Here is a 16,086-nt window from a genome sequence, read left to right on the forward strand (position 1 = left end):
CCTGTGGGTGAGTCGAAGCTCATCGCAGCAGCCCCTTCAGCTGAATGGTCGGGGTGCTGGCGAGCGCCGCGCGCTCGGCCTCGCGAATGGCTTCCTCGCGATTGACGCCCAGCGGCATTTCCTGAATCTTCTCGTGCAGCTTCAGGATCGCGTTCAACAGCATCTCCGGCCGCGGCGGGCAGCCGGGCAGGTAGATGTCGACCGGCACGATGTGGTCGACGCCCTGCACGATGGCGTAGTTGTTGAACATGCCGCCCGAGGATGCGCAGACGCCCATGGCCAGCACCCATTTCGGTTCGGTCATCTGGTCGTAGACCTGGCGCAGCACCGGGGCCATCTTCTGGCTCACCCGGCCCGCCACGATCATGAGATCGGCCTGGCGCGGGGAGGCGCGGAACGCCTCCATGCCGAAGCGGGCGATATCGAATCGCCCGCCGCCGGTGGCCATCATCTCGATCGCGCAGCACGCCAAGCCGAACGTCGCCGGCCACAGCGAACTCTTGCGCAGATAGCCGGCCAAATCTTCCACCGTGCTCAGCAGGAACCCGCTGGGCAGTTTCTCCTCGAGACCCATGTCGGACTACATCTCCCGGATCGGGACGCCCCGGCGAGTGCGGGGCGTCTTGTACGTGGATCGGCGCTTGTCATCGAACCAACCGGTGGCGCGATACCCGTTGTGCGCCAATCAGTCCCAGCTGAGCCCGCCGCGCCGCCACTCGTAGGCGTAGGCGACCGAGACGTTGAAGATGAACAACGCCATCGCCGCCAGTCCGAACACACCGAGCGCATCGAAGTGCACGGCCCACGGGTAGAGGAACACGATCTCGATGTCGAAGATGATGAACAGCATGGCGGTCAGGTAGTACTTGACCGGAAAGCGTTGGCCCGCTGCGTTTCCCGGCCCGCCGGCGACGGCGTGGGGCGTGGGTTCGATACCGCATTCGTAGGCTTCGAGCTTGGCCCGGTTGTAGCGCTTGGGGCCGATGAGGGCCGCCAGGAAGATCGAGAACACCCCGAACGCGGCGGCGACCGCACCGAGTACAAGGGTCGGCACTTCTATATTCACAACGGAACTACCCCTCCTGCGAGCTGGACAACGCACTTCGGATGGCAGCAGCGAGTGAGGCGGCGGTGTCATTGATTCGGTGTGATCGTCATTGATACCGATGCCCGCGCTCGTGTGAGCTACGGCACAGATTACAACCCGGACCAGAAGATACATGACGATTCGCGATTGCGTTTGATCGAATTCGGAACGGTCTTTTATGACCGAATCGACGCAATCGCGGATGTCACGTGACGTGGATATGCCCTGTTCGCCGGGCTGGCGAAGATCGGCCCCGAATCAGGGCCGCGAGGCTGGCGAGTCAGGCCGCGAAGCTACCGCCGAGCACACCGAGCACGGCATCGGTGAGCCGGATCGGGTCGATGGGATGCGAGACCGCGGCCTCGGCGCGCGACCAATTGGCCAGCCAGGCATCGTCGGGGCGGCCGGTCAGCACGACTATCGGTGGGCAGTCGACGATTTCGTCCTTGAGCTGCTTGGCCAGGCCCAGCCCGCCGGTGGGGGCCGACTCGCCGTCGAGGATCAGCAGATCCAGATCACCCGCGTCCATGCGCTCGATCACGACCGGTCCGGTGGCCACCTCGAGGTACTCGATGGGCGGCAACTCCGGATGCGGCCGTCTGCCCAGGGCCAGCATCACCTGGCTCCGGGTATCGGCGTCATTGCTGTAGACGAGGACCCGCACCGCGGCGGGGCGTTTGGCTTCGGCCACGTTCCGCATGCTACGTCGCTGGTGGGGGCGCGCGGGGCAGCTTCGCTCGAACTCGTGGGCGCGTCGCGGAATCGCCTGTCTCGCAATAAGTCGTTGGCAGGCTATCGGTAAGAGCTGACCGGTAGCATCCGGCAAATGAGGGGAGACATCACGCAACGCCTCATCGAAACCGACGTCTGGACCGATGAGTTGGTGGGGCAGGCCGGGATTCCGGTCCTCGATGTGCCGCTGGTGACGGTGGGGAGCGGGCTGGGGTCGTTCACGCTGTTCGACGCGTTGCGGATCTACGGGGTGCCGGGGGCGGCGATGGCGGTGCTGGGGCCGCAGGATGTCCCGTGGGCGTCCTACGAGTACCTGACCCGGATGTCGCAGATTCCGCGCGGGGAGCGGTTGCGCAGCGACTCGGGTGGGACGCCGGACAATTTGTGGGGGTTTCCGTCGTATGCGGTCAGAGAGGCGATAGCGGACAAATCGCTGAAACCGCTGTGGAATGTGCTGACCGAGCCGGTTCTGGTCGATTACTACACGCCGCGGGCGGGGCAGGTGTTCATGGCGCTGGAGCGGGAGTTCCAGCGGGTGGAGTTCGCGCGGTCCTTGCACAAGGGGCAAGTACGCATGGTGCGCAGAAGGTACGGGGGCGGGTACTACACCATCTTCACGCCGCCCGAGGGACGGTCGGCGACCAAGCGAATCGCGTTCCGCAGCAGCCATGTTCATATCGCGGTGGGGTATCCGGGGCTGCGGCTGCTGCCGGATCTGCAGGAGTATCGGGAGCGGTATCGCGATCCGACGCGGGTGGTGAACGCCTACGAGCCGCACGAGCACGTGTACGAGGCATTGCAGCGGCGGCCGGGGACGGTCATGGTGCGCGGCAGCGGGATCGTTGCCAGCCGGGTGCTGCAACGGCTGATCGATGACCGGGATCGGCTGCGGTTGAACACTCAGATCCTGCATCTGTTCCGGACCTATGTGTCCGGGCCGCACGGGCCCAGTGGATTGGCGCGGCGGGCGGGCGGCGACGGCTGGGCGTATCAGGCGTTCAATTTTCCCAAGGCCGCCTTCGGTGGACAGCTCAAGCAGAAGTTGCGCAAGCTCGAGGGGCGCGAGCGGGCCGAGGCGTTGAAGACCATGGGCGGCACCACGACTCCCAAGCGCGCGGCCTGGCAGGAGCAGCTGGCGCGGGGGCGGGCGCAGGGGTGGTATCAGGTGATGGTCGGGTCGGCGCGGAATCTGCGGCCGGATCGGACCCGGCCGGGGGTGGTGACGACGGTGTTGCCGGAATCGGATTCCGCGCTGCCGCTGCCGTCGCATCCGATCGACACCCATGCCGACTACATCATCGACTGCACCGGCCTGGAGGCCGATATTCGCGAGCATCGGCTGCTGGCCGATCTGCTCGATCATGCGGGGGCGCGGCGCAATCCGCTCGGGCGGCTGGATGTGGACCGGACCTTCGAGCTGATCGGGACGCGCAGCGGGAACGGACGCATCTATGCCTCGGGCAGCGCCACGCTGGGTGGTTATTTCGCCGCGGTGGACTCGTTCCTCGGGTTGCAGTACGCGGCGTTGGAGATCGCCGACGATCTGGCCGGGCTGGGGTTCTGCGGGCGGTTGACGCCCTGGCGGTCGGTGCGGCAGTGGTGGCTGTGGGTCAACGACCGGAAGATCGCGGCATGACTCCGACGCTGAACGGGCGCATACAGACTCGCGTGCTGGTGCTCGGCGTGATCGGGTTGCTGGTCGCGGCGGTGCTGACGCCACTGCTGCCGATGGGCAGGCTGTCGGTGGCGCAGGGTTACCGCGTGACCCTCACGGTGCTGACCGCGGTGATACTGGTCGGTGTGGGGTGGGAGTTGCTGTATCACGGGCTCCAGCAGTTCCGATGGGACAAGGACTGGCCGACGCTGTTCGGGCTGGTGACCATCGTGAACGAGGGTCTGCTGATGTGGATGCTGGTGCGCTACACGACGATCGTGCTGCCGCGGAATCTGCGGCCGGGCGCGCTCGCCTTCGGCATCGATTTCACGCTGACCTGGCTGGTGTTCTGGTCGTTCGTCAACGGTCCGATCCGGGTGCTGCTGCCGCGTTGGCGGTACAACGGGGGCCGGGTGATATGACCGGCCGTGTGGAGGTGGTGCCGGGGCGGCATCTGGTGGCCAGCCTGGACGGCGTGGTCGTGGTTGTGGCCCACCGCGATTCGCGGGCGCTGACCGCCGAGTCCGAGCCGGTCGCGGTGCTGGACAAGCTGCTCGAGATGGTCGTCGAGGCGGCCTCGCGGGAGACCCGGCGGACCGGGCGCACCTTCGCGCGCTTGGTGAGCACCTGGCTCATGGCGCGCGACGACGAGGAACGGGTCGAGTTCGGTGTACTCACGCCGGGCAATCGCGGACTGGCCGTATTCCTGCACGGGCGGGTCACCGCGGTACTCGAGGGCGAAGACCATCGCGAGGTATTGCACGGCCGCGACGCGGGATTCACCGTCGACCGCGTGGTCAGCCCCGCGCCGATGCGGGCGGCCGCGGTATTCGTGGACGAGGGGACACCACGCGAGGATCTGCCCCAGCCGGGTGTGTGGTCGCTGAACTCCGGCCGGATGCCGGGCTCGGGCGCTGTGCTGTGGCTGGGAGAGAAATCCGAAAAGCCCGCTCGCCGTGGCGGAGCCGGACTTCGCCGGGCGCGGGTGGATTCCGGCCCTCGCGTACGCGAGCCGGAACCGCGCAACGGCCAGCCCGAACCCGCTCGCCCGGAACCGAATTCCGGCAGCGCGCGCAAAGTCGCAACGCCCGCAACTCCGGCGGTGGGAACGCTGGTGCACGGATACAAATGCGCGAAAGGACATCTCAACGATCCGCGGGTGTCGTTCTGCGCGGTGTGCGGAATCCGCATGGAGCAGCTCACCCTGGTACTGACCGAGGGCATCCGCCCGCCGCTCGGCGTGCTGCTGCTCGACGATGGGACCTCTTATGTCCTGGACTCCGATCTGGTGATCGGCCGCGAACCCGAGCGCTCCAAGCAGGTGCGCCGCGGCGCACAGGCGATCCGCATCCCCGATGCCTCCGGAGGCATGTCACGCGTCCACGCCGAAATCCGCTTGGTCGAATGGGATGTCCTGGTAATGGACCGCGGCTCCGCCAACGGCACCCACATCCGCCCACCGGGCCGATCCGACTGGATCCGCGCCACCCCCGGCCACGCGACCGTGCTGGAGCCCGGCAGCCAATTGCTGCTGGGCGGGCGGGTCTTCACCTTCGACTCCCAGCACGGGCGATAGCGTCGTAGCGGGTCGCCGAACGAAGGAGAGCTAGTGCCAGCCGAATCCGTGGATGTCGTCGTCATCGGAATGGGACCGGGCGGTGAGGATCTGGCTACCCGGGTGGCTCGGGCCGGGCTCAACGTCGTGGGGGTCGAGGGGCGGCTGGTGGGCGGTGAATGTCCTTACTACGCCTGTGTTCCCACCAAGATCATGGTGCGGTCGGCGGGGCTGCTCGCCGAGGCACGGCGAGTGGATGGGATGGCGGGGGCGGCGGTCGTGACGGCCGATTGGGGGCCGGTAGCGAAGCGGATTCGCGAGGAGGCCACCGATGATTGGGACGATACGGTCGCGGTTGAGCGGTTCGAGAAGGCCGGTGGGACGTTCGTGCGCGGTTGGGGGAAGATCACCGCGCCCGGCGAGGTGACCGTGACGACCGATCAGGGGGATCGGGTGTTCCGAGCGGGGCGTGGGATCGTGCTGAATCCCGGGACGGCTCCGGCGGTTCCGCCCTTGGATGGGCTGGCTGGGACGCCGCATTGGACGAATCGGGAGGCGGTGACGGTTACCGAGGCGCCGGAGTCGTTGATCGTGCTCGGCGGGGGACCGGTGGGGGTGGAGTTCGCGCAGATCCTCGCGCGCTTCGGGACTCGGGTGAGTGTGGTGGGGCGGCTGCTGCCGCGGGATGAGCCCGAGGCGGGGGAGCTGCTGGCGAAGGTGTTCGAGCGGGAGGGCATCGACGTGCGCTCCGGTGTGCGCGGCAGCGCCGTTCGCCATGATGGCCGGGAGTTCACCCTCGAACTCGACAATGGTGAGTCGCTGCGCGCCGAACGCCTGCTGGTCGCCACGGGACGGCGAACCGATCTGGCGGCCTTGGGAATCGGGGCGGTCGGGCTGGACGAGAGTGCCAAGTCAATCCCCGTCGACAACCGGATGCGGGCGACCGACGGGGTCTGGGTCATCGGCGATATCGCGGGCGAGGGCGCTTTCACCCATGTGTCCATGTATCAGGCGCGGATCGCGGCGCAGGACATCCTCGGCCACGGAACCGAGGTGGCCCAGTATCGTGCCGTGCCGCGGGTGACGTTCACCGATCCGGAAGTCGGGGCGGTCGGTATGACCGAGGCGCAGGCCCGCGACGCCGGACTGCACATTCGCACCGGATGCACGGAAGTGCCTGCCTCCACGCGCGGTTGGATCCACAAAGCGGGCAATGACGGCTTCATCAAACTCGTCGAGGATGCCGACCGCGGTGTGCTCGTCGGCGCGACCTCGGCCGGGCCGCAGGGCGGAGAAGTGCTCAGCGCCTTGGCCGTCGCGGTCCACGCCGAGGTGCCGACGGCGACCCTGCGCCAGATGATCCTCGCCTATCCGACCTTCCACCGCGCCATCGAATCCGCCCTCGATGCTCTTGGTTCAAGTTAGGCATCCGTTCGTAATCGTTGCTGTTCACGCTCGGTCATCGGAGTCATCCTGGTAGCCGTTGGTAGTCCCGAGCGTTGGGCGGTGGACATATGCGAATCTCGGAAATTCTGCGCCGGAAGGGCAGCGGCGTAGTCACGATTGCACCGGATGCGACTGTGCGCGAACTGCTCAGAGTGCTGTCGGCGCACAATGTGGGCGCGGTGGTCGTCTCGGCCGACGACGTCAGCATCGCGGGCATCGTGTCCGAACGAGACATCGTGCGCCGCCTGCACACTCACGGCGCGGACCTCTTGGACGCGCCCGTCAGCTCGATCATGACCGCGGCGGTCCACACCTGCGCGCCCGATGACGATGTGGAGACCCTCAACGCCAGGATGACCGAGCACCGCATCCGCCATCTACCGGTCCTGCGGGACGGGCGGATGATCGGCGTGATCAGCATCGGCGACGTGGTCAAAAGCCAGATCTCCGAACTGGAAACCGAGCGTGAGGCCTTGGTTCGGTACATCCACGGTTAACATCCCACTGTGGAATTCGAAAACTCAACGGGCGATGACAGTCTCGCTGATTTCACCAAGCGAGTGATCAGTCTCGAGGGCGACGACAAGACCGTCTACGTCGCGGGCACCGGCCCCGCGGTGGTCATCATGCCCGAGATGCCCGGCATCAGCCCGGACGTGGCGCGCTTCGCCCGCTGGGTGCGCGACGCGGGATTCACCGTTTACATCCCGTCGCTGTTCGGCGTCGACGGCGCGTACCCGTCGGTCGAGCTCAGCGAGCCCATCATGCGGAAGGCGTGCGTCAGCAAGGAATTCCGCGCCTTCGCCGGCGGCGGCACCAGCCCGATCGCCGTCTGGCTGCGCGCCCTCGCCCGCTTGGCCCACGCCGAATCCGGTGGTCCCGGCGTCGGTGCGGTGGGCATGTGCTTCACCGGGAACTTCGCGCTCACCATGACTCTGGAACCGGCGGTTATCGCCCCGGTCATCAACCATCCGTCGCTTCCGCTCGACGATCCGGCGGGTCTGGAGTTGTCGCCCGAGGACGCGACGGCGATCGCGGAGCGGTTCGAACGCGACGACCTGCGCGCCCTGGCCTACCGGTTCGACAATGACAAGTGGTGCACCGGCCAGCGTTTCGCGGCCTACACCCAACTCCTAGGCGATCGATTCGACGGCCGGGTCATCTCCGGCGAGCATGCCAACCCCAAGCCCCCGCCCTTCTTCGAGCACATCGTCAAGACACCGCACAGCGTGGTGACCGCGCACCTGGTCGACGAAGACGGCCACCCCACTATCAAGGCCCGGGACGAGATCCTCGCCTATCTCCGCGACCGCTTGCAGCCAGCACCGACGGCGTAGCAACCCCCGCGGCTGCTAGCTTGGCGATGGTGGACCTCTTCTCGCAGTCGTGGACAGCATTGCGCACCGCGGTCGCCGACCTCTCGGACGAGGACTTCGCCCAGCCCTCCGGTTGTACCGGCTGGCTGGTGCGGGACCTGGTGTGCCACTTGATCATCGACGCACAGGACGTGCTGATCACCCTCGTCACGCCCGCCGAGGCCGAACCGACCCGCGACGCGGTGACGTATTGGGAGGTCGCCGCGAAACCGCCGACCGGCGACGACCCACTCGATGCGCTCACGGTCCGCCTGGCCGCCGCGTACGAGGACCCGGCCCTACTGAAATTCCATCTCGACGACGTCGGCTCGGCCGCGGGCCGCGCCGCCACACTGTGCGACCCGACCCTGCGGGTGAGCACCCGCGACCAAGTCCTCACCGCCGCCGACTATCTCGACGCCTACGTCCTGGAATGGACCCTGCACCACCTCGACCTGCGAGCACACCTGCCAGGGGTGCCGCACCCACCTGCCGAGAGCCTCTCCCGGACCCGCGAAATGCTGGAGCAGATCACCGGCACCGCATTCCCTCGAACCTTCTCCGACGAGGACGCGCTCCTCATCGGCACCGGCCGACGCAGCCCGTCCGCCGCGCAGCGAACCGACCTGGGCGCGAAACTGCCGTTCTCCGTCGGATAACACGCTGACTCGTCGCCGCCGACGGTCCAGGTATTCTTGTCGGCGGTGTCGCGTGACGCCGCCAAGTGGACGGCGGTCGGCATGGAGGCACCGTGATCGAGGAGGCTGCCATGGGTCCACACATCCGGGTCGTCTGACCCCGTTCCCCGCGCGTCTCCTACGCGCGTGAGCAGCACACCAATTCACCGGCAGCGCCGACCCTCTTTTTTCGCCAGCGGTCGAGCCGCGCCACCACTCCTCGATCAAAGGACCCCTCATGCCCCGAACCAACTCCCGCGCGGACCGCGCCCAAGCCCTCGGCCACGAACTAATCGAAGTCCACAACTGGCTTCGCACCGAACTATCCCGCCTCACAACCGAACTCGACGCCTACATCACCGGCGCCCCCTCCCGCCCCACCACCCTCCAAGCCCACTGCACAGCCTTCTGCCAAGCCCTCACCAACCACCACACCAGCGAAGACAACACCGCCTTCGCCGAACTATCCCGCCATTTCCCCGAACTAACCCCCGTCCTCTCCGAACTCCGCGAAGACCACGTCCTGGTAGCCAACATCATCCGCAAACTGGACACCCTCCTGACCACCCTCACCCCCGAAACCGCCCCCACCATCCAACGCGAACTATCCGGCCTCTCAGCAATCCTCGAATCCCACTTCCGCTGGGAAGAACGCCGAATAGTCGAAGCCCTCAACAACCTCACCCCACCACAACCCGCCGCAACCCTCTTCGGCCTCTCCGTCGAGCAGCGCTCGTGATCGATCGCGACGAGCCGTCGGGATCGATCGGCCGAATCAGTTGGCGCGCGGTGGTTCCGGTCGGCGGTAGAGGTCGCGGATCGCGTCTCGGATTCCTGCGGCGTCGGGCGGATCTCGGTGTTCGATGCCGGCTACCACCTCGGTGACTCGCCAGAGGTTGGAGGGGACCAGGCGGCCCGAGGTGACCGCGGTGAGGGTGACGTGGGCGGCCTCGTCGGGCTTGTTTGCCGCCACGAGCGCGAGGCCGAGATCGATGTTGGCCGTGGCGATTCGGCGGGGGCGAGTCGAGGCCGAGTCGGCCAGTTCGGTCAGGACGTGACGGGCGTAGGTTTCGGCGGCGGGGTCGCCGATCCAGGCCAGCGTGGTCGCCACGTAGGCGTCGGATTTAGCGGGGTCGTAGCGGAAGTGGTGTTCGGGTCGGTCGGGGACGCGGAGACCGGAGACGAGCCGGGCCACTCGACGCAGCACGTTGTAGGTGCCGGGCGCGTCGCCCAGGCGCGCCAGGGCTCGCCCCTCCTGCGCGGTTGCCTGGATGAAGGCCGAGGAGGTGGTCGGCGCGATCGCCTGGGCCGCTCGCGAAAGTTGCACCGCCGCTGGGAAATCCGCAGCGGTCAGGTGGCTCCAGGCCGAGGTTTCGAGGCACCAGGCCGCGATCTCGGGGTGGCCCGCCTCGTCGGCGATCTCACGCGCCAATCGCAGGCGCGCGGCTGCCGCCCGGGGTTGCCCCAGGTCGATCTGGCAGGTCCCGGCCAGCAGCGACATCCAACCCACCGCGACCATCAACCGCCGGTATTCGGTCAGGGTCTTCTTGCCCTCCATCATGCGCGCGGCCAGCCCGAGGTGCTGATCGACCTGTGCCAGTAGCTCTTCCGGACGCGTGGTCGGATAGGCGGCGGCGAGATCGTCCACCGTCGATTCCAATCGTTCGAGACTGCCCCCACCGATGTCGGACCCCGCCACGCGCTGCATCCACTCCAGCGCGGCGAGCCCTTCGTCGGTCGCCTCGGATCCGACCACCGCGTCGCGCCCGAGGGTCCGCTCATAGGCCGCCACCACCTCGGCCGTGACCGGCCGCCGCCCGGTCTCGATCAGGCTCAGGTACGAGGCGTTGAAATGCGTCCGCCGCGCCATTTCGCGCAGGCCGATCCCGGCCGCCTCCCGCGCCGCCCGCAACATCGACCCAAGTTCCATTGCGTCCCTCGTCGATTGAAAACACCTTGTCAACACCGTATCCGGGTCACAAATACCGCGCAGCCGTAGCGTCGACTACGAGATATTCCACCAGGTTCGACGCCTTCGGCTCCCGTGGAAACGCGTCGAATCCTTCCGGAACGCGAGAGGGGAATCAAATGGATCCCGGGGCGATCGGTTACTTGCGGCAGGATGTGTCGGGGGCGCGGCGGCAGTGGGATGAGGTGCAGATTCGGCGGTTGGCTGCGCGGTTGGGATACGACTTGCGGAAGGTGGCGGTGTTTGGGCCACATACCGATCGGCCGATTTATCGGTTGCGGGTGTTGGTGGCGAATTTGGGGGTGGATGCGGTCATCGTTCCGAGTCTCGAGCATTTCGAGAATGGTGGGGTGCCGGGGGATCTCGTGGAACGCGCTGACGTCATTACCGTGAGTCCGGAGCAGACATTCGCGCGGTGGTTGATTCCGCCCGACAGTGCGGCCGATATGGGTTCGCGGTGAACGGGTCAGGGGTGGAGTAGGGAGTCGAGCGCGCGGCGGGTCAGCGCGGTGGCGGTGTCGTCGCCCAGACGCAGGCAGACGTTGAGGGCGTTGAGGAGGGCGCTGGTCTGGAAAGCGGCTGTGTCGGGGTCGGTTTCGGGGATCTCACCGGCGTCGATTGCCCGGCGGAATTGGGTGGCGAGGGTGGTGAGCCAGGCGCGCTGCTGTTCCCGGAGCGCATCGCGCACCGGGCCGGGGCGGCTGTCGAATATCGGGAGGTTCGCGCCCCAGAAGCAGCCGCCGGGAAACAGTGGGGCCGTGGCGTATTCGATCCAATTGTCGATGAGGGCGCGGAGCCGGGAGAGCCCGGCGGGGGAGTCGAGGGCGGGGCGGATCACGGCGTCGACGAACGCCTCGCGCGCCGCCTCGGCGGTGGCCAGTTGAAGGGTTTCCTTCGTCCGGAACAGGGTTTGGATACCGGCCTTGCTGAGGCTGAGCTCGTCGGAGAGGCGGCCGAAGCTGAGGCCGTCCAGCCCGTCGAGGGACGCGATGTCGACCGCGCGGCGGGTCACCGCGCGCCGCGATCGGGCGCCTCGTTGTAGTCGGCCGTCGGTGGTTTCCGGAGTCGCCGCTGAGCCGGAGGTATCCATACAGTCGATCGTATGCCATCTTTTCGGCACGTCAAAGGCCATTGCAATTTACATACGGGCGACCGTATTGTTTTAATCGCAGCGGTCAGGATCGGCGCGATGCCGAGGCCGGTGCCGATTTGGAGGGAAGCCTGATGGATGGCACAGCAGCGACGGGGACAGCGACCACCGAAAGAGCGCCGGCGGTCCGCGACCACTCGACAGCGCTCATCTGGATCCTGTGTTCGGCCGCGTTCATGGCAATGCTGGACGTGTTCGTCGTGAACGTCGCCTTCACCGCGATCGGAGAGTCGTATCGGGGCTCGTCACTGGCGGATGTGAGCTGGGTGCTCAATGGATACGCGATCGTCTATGCGGCACTGCTCATTCCGGCCGGGCGGTTCTCGGACCGGTTCGGGCGCAAGGCCGGATTCCTGGTGGGCCTGGCCGTTTTCACGGTGGCGAGCCTGGCGTGCGCGGTCGCCCCGTCGCTCTGGGCGCTGGTGGCGTTCCGGGTGTCGCAGGCGGTCGGCGCGGCGGCGTTGACTCCGGCCAGTCTGGGATTGTTGCTCACGGTGCTACCGCCCGCGCGGGTGCCGGGTGCGGTGAAGATCTGGGCCACAACGTCTTCCTTCGCCGCGGCGGTGGGTCCCGTCGTCGGCGGGGCGCTGGTCGAGGCCTCGTGGCGTTGGGTGTTCCTGATCAATCTGCCGGTGGGCGTGGTGGCCGGGATCGCGGCACTGCGCCTGGTGCCGAATCTGCGCCAGCGGATTTCGGCTCGGGTGCCGGACCTGCTCGGGGTGACGCTGCTGATCGTGGCGATCGGGGCGTTGTCACTGGGATTGGTGAAGAGCAGCGAATGGTCTTGGGGCAGCGCCGCGACGCTGGGCGCATTGACTCTCGGAGCGGTCAGCATCGTGGCGTTCGTGGCGCGCATGCTGCGGCATTCGGATCCGGTGGTCTCGCCCACCCTGTTCTCGGTCCCGACCTTCGTGTGGGCCAATGCGACCGTGCTGGCATTCTGCACGGCCTTCGGCGCGTGGTTCCTCAGCATCGCCCTGTGGCTGGAGAACGCGGCTCACTTCAGCACCATCGAAACTGGTCTGGCCATCATGCCGGGGCCGCTCATGGTCCCGATCTTCGCCGCCGTCAGCCAGCGCCTGATCAAACAGATGCCGGTCGGTGTCGTTGTGGCGGTGGGGAATCTACTGCTCGCTCTCGGCGTGGTACTGGTCCTGGCCACGGCGTCCACGCCCGTGCACTACGCCACCGAGGTACTGCCGGGCTGGATGATCTCCGGCGTCGGGATCGGCCTCGCGCTGCCCAGCATGATCGCTTCCGCAGCGGTGGATCTGCCGCCGGACCAGTCCGCCACCGGTAGTGCCGTGGTGAACACCGCCCGGCAGCTCGGCTATGTGCTGGGTGTCGCCGTCTTGGTCGCGCTACTCGGATCGCTCGACGTTGCGGCCGACCGCATGGCGAGTGCCTTCCAGCACGGCTGGCTGTTCATCGCAGTCGTCGCAGTACTCAGCGCGGCAACAGCTTTCGGCATCACGCCGCGCACTCGTCGGTCGTAATCGAAATCAAGAAGGTGACCATGTCTATTCAAACCATGACCGAACAAACCGATCCGCTTTGCCAATCCGAATTGACCTCCGCCGCACTGCTGTTCGACGCGCCATGGCGACGATTCGGTGTGATCGGCGACAGCTTGTCCGCCGGAACCGGCGATCCGACGCCCGGATATGCGAACAAGGGCTGGTCCGATCGGGTCGCCGAGATACTGCGGCGGGTGCGTCCGGATCTGGAGTACCTCAACCTCTCCCGAATCGGGGTCACCACGGACGACACCGTCGCTCACCAACTCGACCCCATCACCGAGTTCCGGCCGAACCTGCTGCATTTGCCCTCCGGCGCGAACGACATCTTCCGGCGCACTCCGGACTTCGAGCGGATCGAGAAGGCGACGCGTCTCATGTATGACCGGGCGGCGGGCACCCGCGCGCTGTTGACGACCTTCATCCCGGGCCGGGCCTTCGTCGTGCCGTCAATCGCGGACTGGGACAGACGAATTCGCGAAATGAACGCCATCACCAGGCGGGTAGCCGCCGAGTACGACGCCCTCGTCATCGATTTCTGGGACCACCCGGTCAACGACCGCGAGAATCTCCTGAGCGCGGACCGAATCCACTTCTCGACCTCGGGTCAAGCCGTCATCGCGACCGAGGTGGTGCGCCGGCTCGCGCATGTCCTGTCGACACGGCGGTGAACAGTCGCACGCAGCGGTCGGTCATGTCCTCGGGCGTGTTCTCCGGGTGGTCGCCCCACCAGGACACCGTGGTGGAGACGATGCTGAACCACAGCGTCAGCAGCAGGGAATGGTCGTCCGGGCTGAGGATTCCGGCGTCGGCGAGGATCTCGGCGACGCCTGCGGATCCCATGGTGTTGAGGGCGTCTTGGTAGTGGCGGGCCGTCTCGAACGCGGCACCGGGCCTGGGCAGGGTGCTGTCGTAGATGATTCGCCAATTCTGAGTGCGCCCGTCGAGCGCCCGAAAGATCGCGGTCAGGGTCGCGAGGGCCTTGCCGTGCGCGCCCTGCGCGGCCTGGGCCTCGGCGACGGCGGCCACCAGCGCCTTGCCCGCGCGATGCACGCACGCGGCATGGAGCTCGTCGCGGGAGCCGAAGTAGGCGTAGACCAGGGGTTTGGAAACCCCTGCCGCGGAGACGATCTCGGCAAGCGAGGCATTGACGTAGCCGCGGTTGCCGAACTCGAGGGTCGCGATATCGAGCAGCTGCTGTTCACGCTGCTCGCGCGGAACACCCTTGGTTCCGGCGCGACTCGCGGCGGCACCGGTCATCGCGGTGCCTCGTCGCGATCGATCAGGACACCCGGGTTCAGGATGAAAGCCGGATCGAGAGCGGCCTTCGTCGCGCGCAGCGCGCGGGCGAAGGGTTCCGGCCGCTGCCGGTCATACCAGGGCCTGTGGTCGCGGCCCACCGCGTGGTGGTGGGTGATGGTGCCGCCCGTGCTCGCCAAGGCTTGCGACACAGCGGCTTTGATCTCGTCCCACTGTTCGACGGTCCGACCCCAGGTGCCCGCGGCGTAGATTCCGAAATACGGCGCGGGCCCGTCCGGGTAGACATGGGTGAACCGGCAGGTCACCACGCCCGTGATGCCCAGCCCGGCGAACGCGGCCTGCGCGGCGTCCAGGACAGCGGCACGCAGCTGCTCGAATCGATCCCAGGTACAAGCGGTTTCGAAGGTCTCCACGATCATCGACTGCGCGGCGAGCGCATCACGCTGATACGGCATCCGTAGGAACGACGACCGCCAGGTCCCGGCCGCACCGCCGCGCGTCGAGTTCTCCTCCGAGTCGGTCGTCGCGACGCCTTCGGGCGCTTTGCCGCCGAAGTCCCCGCAGATCTCCAATGCCCGGCGCATGGGCTCGTCCACCGGATGGTCGGCGGATTCGAAACCCAGCACGAGCACGCCGCCGGAGCTCGCGGTCCCGGCATTGAGGAAGGCCTCGGCGGGATCGAGCAGGCGGCAGTTGGTCGGGAACAATCCCGACTGCGCGATCACGCGGGTCGCGTTGACAGCCGAGTCGTAGTCGTCGAAGAGAACGGATGCGGTTGCGCGCCAACGGGGTCGATCCTGCAGCCGCATCCAGGCCTCGGTGATCACACCGAGAGTGCCCTCGGAACCGAGGAACATGCGGTCCGGTGACGGCCCCGCACCGGAACCGGGCAACCGCCGCGATTCGCTGATCCCCGTCGGCGTCACGACCCGCATCGACTCGACCATGTCATCGATATGGGTGTAGACGGTCGCGAAGTGCCCGCCCGCCCGGGTGGCCAGCCAGCCGCCGAGCGTCGAGAACTCGAACGACTGCGGAAAGTGCCGCAGGGTCAAGCCTTCCGGCCGCAGCGCGTCCTCCAGTGCGGGCCCGAGCATCCCCGCTTGGATCCGCGCCGCCCGGCTGGTGCGATCGACCTCGACAACCCGATTCAATCGGCCCAGATCCAGCGACACCACCCCGGCGTAGCCGTCCAGGCCCCGGGGTTCGACGCCACCCACCACCGATGTGCCTCCGCCGAACGGAATCACGGCGATTCCCGCGCCCGTGCACCAATCCAGGACATCGACGACATCCTGTTCGGTCCCCGGCCTAACCACCAGGTCGGGCACATTCTCGACGCGGCCGAGCAGATTGCGCACCACATCCCGGAACGCTTGCCCGGTGCCGTGCGATACGCGGTCGGCGAGACCGTGGGATGCCAACGCGGCCAACGCATCCGGTGCCTGGATCCGCGGCGCGGGGACCGACAGCGACTCCAGCGCGGGCGGTTCGTGCGCGGTCAGATCCGCATCCGGCATCATCGCCGCGACCCGCTGGGTCAGCTTGGCCCGCTCGGATCCGGTCACGGCGTCCTCGACATTGCCCCAACCCCACCATGACCGCGCCATCGCGCTCTCCTTCGAGCAAAACAATTGAACGCCCCGTAATTTACTTCGGAGTCAATTCAATGTCCATGGGTGTG

At 67.1% G+C, this 16,086-nt stretch carries 18 protein-coding genes; 11 read left to right on the forward strand and 7 right to left on the reverse strand.

The genetic code is table 11. The features are described from left to right. Positions 1-19 precede the first annotated feature (19 nt). The 3 genes from ACAM49_RS12335 to ACAM49_RS12345 form a co-directional block, all read right to left on the reverse strand. Positions 20-574: an NADH-quinone oxidoreductase subunit B family protein gene (locus ACAM49_RS12335; protein WP_036549132.1), complete on the reverse strand. Its 555-nt coding sequence runs from the start codon at positions 572-574 to the stop codon at positions 20-22. Positions 575-685: 111 nt separating this feature from the next. Further along, positions 686-1,066 carry an NADH-quinone oxidoreductase subunit A gene (locus ACAM49_RS12340; protein ID WP_033090134.1) on the reverse strand — a complete coding sequence of 127 codons (381 nt, stop codon included), beginning with the start codon at positions 1,064-1,066 and terminating at the stop codon, positions 686-688. 301 nt (positions 1,067-1,367) lie between these two features. Beyond that, a complete protein-coding gene (locus tag ACAM49_RS12345; protein WP_369635601.1) occupies positions 1,368-1,787 on the reverse strand; it encodes a hypothetical protein in 420 nt (139 codons plus the stop codon). A 126-nt stretch (positions 1,788-1,913) separates the two neighbouring features. On the opposite strand from ACAM49_RS12345, the gene ACAM49_RS12350 reads away from it, so the two are divergent. The 8 genes from ACAM49_RS12350 to ACAM49_RS12385 all read left to right on the forward strand — a co-directional run bounded on the left by ACAM49_RS12350 (position 1,914) and on the right by ACAM49_RS12385 (position 9,245). Then, the gene (locus ACAM49_RS12350; RefSeq protein WP_369635602.1) at positions 1,914-3,455 is read left to right on the forward strand and encodes a hypothetical protein; all 1,542 of its coding nucleotides are present in this window, start codon (positions 1,914-1,916) and stop codon (positions 3,453-3,455) included. Further along, a complete protein-coding gene (locus ACAM49_RS12355; protein WP_369635603.1) occupies positions 3,452-3,895 on the forward strand; it encodes a hypothetical protein in 444 nt (147 codons plus the stop codon). Before ACAM49_RS12350 ends, ACAM49_RS12355 begins: the two co-directional genes overlap by 4 nt. Continuing rightward, positions 3,892-5,049 (forward strand): FHA domain-containing protein, encoded by a 1,158-nt coding sequence (locus ACAM49_RS12360; protein ID WP_369635604.1) that lies wholly within the window; start codon positions 3,892-3,894, stop codon positions 5,047-5,049. Before ACAM49_RS12355 ends, ACAM49_RS12360 begins: the two co-directional genes overlap by 4 nt. 33 nt (positions 5,050-5,082) lie before the next feature. Next, on the forward strand, positions 5,083-6,453 hold the full coding sequence (locus ACAM49_RS12365) for an NAD(P)/FAD-dependent oxidoreductase (RefSeq protein ID WP_369635605.1): 1,371 nt from the start codon (positions 5,083-5,085) through the stop codon (positions 6,451-6,453). An 89-nt stretch (positions 6,454-6,542) separates the two neighbouring features. Further along, positions 6,543-6,971: a CBS domain-containing protein gene (locus ACAM49_RS12370; protein ID WP_369635606.1), complete on the forward strand. Its 429-nt coding sequence runs from the start codon at positions 6,543-6,545 to the stop codon at positions 6,969-6,971. Between the two features lie 9 nt (positions 6,972-6,980). Next, on the forward strand, positions 6,981-7,811 hold the full coding sequence (locus tag ACAM49_RS12375; RefSeq protein WP_369635607.1) for a dienelactone hydrolase family protein: 831 nt from the start codon (positions 6,981-6,983) through the stop codon (positions 7,809-7,811). A gap of 29 nt (positions 7,812-7,840) precedes the next feature. After that, positions 7,841-8,488: a maleylpyruvate isomerase N-terminal domain-containing protein gene (locus tag ACAM49_RS12380; RefSeq protein ID WP_369635608.1), complete on the forward strand. Its 648-nt coding sequence runs from the start codon at positions 7,841-7,843 to the stop codon at positions 8,486-8,488. Positions 8,489-8,744: 256 nt separating this feature from the next. Continuing rightward, entirely contained in the window at positions 8,745-9,245 is a 501-nt protein-coding gene (locus tag ACAM49_RS12385) for a hemerythrin domain-containing protein (protein WP_369635609.1), read from the forward strand. Between the two features lie 36 nt (positions 9,246-9,281). On the opposite strand, the gene ACAM49_RS12390 is transcribed toward ACAM49_RS12385, so the two are convergent. After that, entirely contained in the window at positions 9,282-10,436 is a 1,155-nt protein-coding gene (locus tag ACAM49_RS12390; protein WP_369635610.1) for a helix-turn-helix domain-containing protein, read from the reverse strand. 158 nt (positions 10,437-10,594) lie between these two features. Here ACAM49_RS12390 and ACAM49_RS12395 point away from each other — a divergent pair, with 158 nt between their 5' ends. Then, positions 10,595-10,936 (forward strand): hypothetical protein, encoded by a 342-nt coding sequence (locus ACAM49_RS12395; RefSeq protein WP_369635611.1) that lies wholly within the window; start codon positions 10,595-10,597, stop codon positions 10,934-10,936. A gap of 5 nt (positions 10,937-10,941) precedes the next feature. On the opposite strand, the gene ACAM49_RS12400 is transcribed toward ACAM49_RS12395, so the two are convergent. Next, positions 10,942-11,565 (reverse strand): TetR/AcrR family transcriptional regulator, encoded by a 624-nt coding sequence (locus ACAM49_RS12400; protein WP_369635612.1) that lies wholly within the window; start codon positions 11,563-11,565, stop codon positions 10,942-10,944. A 134-nt stretch (positions 11,566-11,699) separates the two neighbouring features. Here ACAM49_RS12400 and ACAM49_RS12405 point away from each other — a divergent pair, with 134 nt between their 5' ends. After that, entirely contained in the window at positions 11,700-13,121 is a 1,422-nt protein-coding gene (locus ACAM49_RS12405; protein ID WP_369635613.1) for a DHA2 family efflux MFS transporter permease subunit, read from the forward strand. A 20-nt stretch (positions 13,122-13,141) separates the two neighbouring features. Continuing rightward, complete coding sequence (locus tag ACAM49_RS12410) at positions 13,142-13,813, forward strand: SGNH/GDSL hydrolase family protein (RefSeq protein ID WP_369635614.1); 672 nt, start codon at positions 13,142-13,144, stop codon at positions 13,811-13,813. On the opposite strand, the gene ACAM49_RS12415 is transcribed toward ACAM49_RS12410, so the two are convergent. Together ACAM49_RS12415 and ACAM49_RS12420 are read right to left on the reverse strand one after the other, a co-directional pair. After that, a complete protein-coding gene (locus ACAM49_RS12415; protein ID WP_369635615.1) occupies positions 13,758-14,402 on the reverse strand; it encodes a TetR/AcrR family transcriptional regulator in 645 nt (214 codons plus the stop codon). The two genes, ACAM49_RS12410 and ACAM49_RS12415, sit on opposite strands and share 56 nt — an antisense overlap. Continuing rightward, entirely contained in the window at positions 14,399-16,012 is a 1,614-nt protein-coding gene (locus tag ACAM49_RS12420) for an FAD-binding oxidoreductase (protein ID WP_369635616.1), read from the reverse strand. The genes ACAM49_RS12415 and ACAM49_RS12420 overlap by 4 nt, the downstream gene beginning before the upstream one ends. Between the last annotated feature and the right edge of the window lie 74 nt (positions 16,013-16,086).

Source organism: Nocardia sp. JMUB6875, from assembly GCF_041154655.1.
GTDB lineage: Bacteria > Actinomycetota > Actinomycetes > Mycobacteriales > Mycobacteriaceae > Nocardia.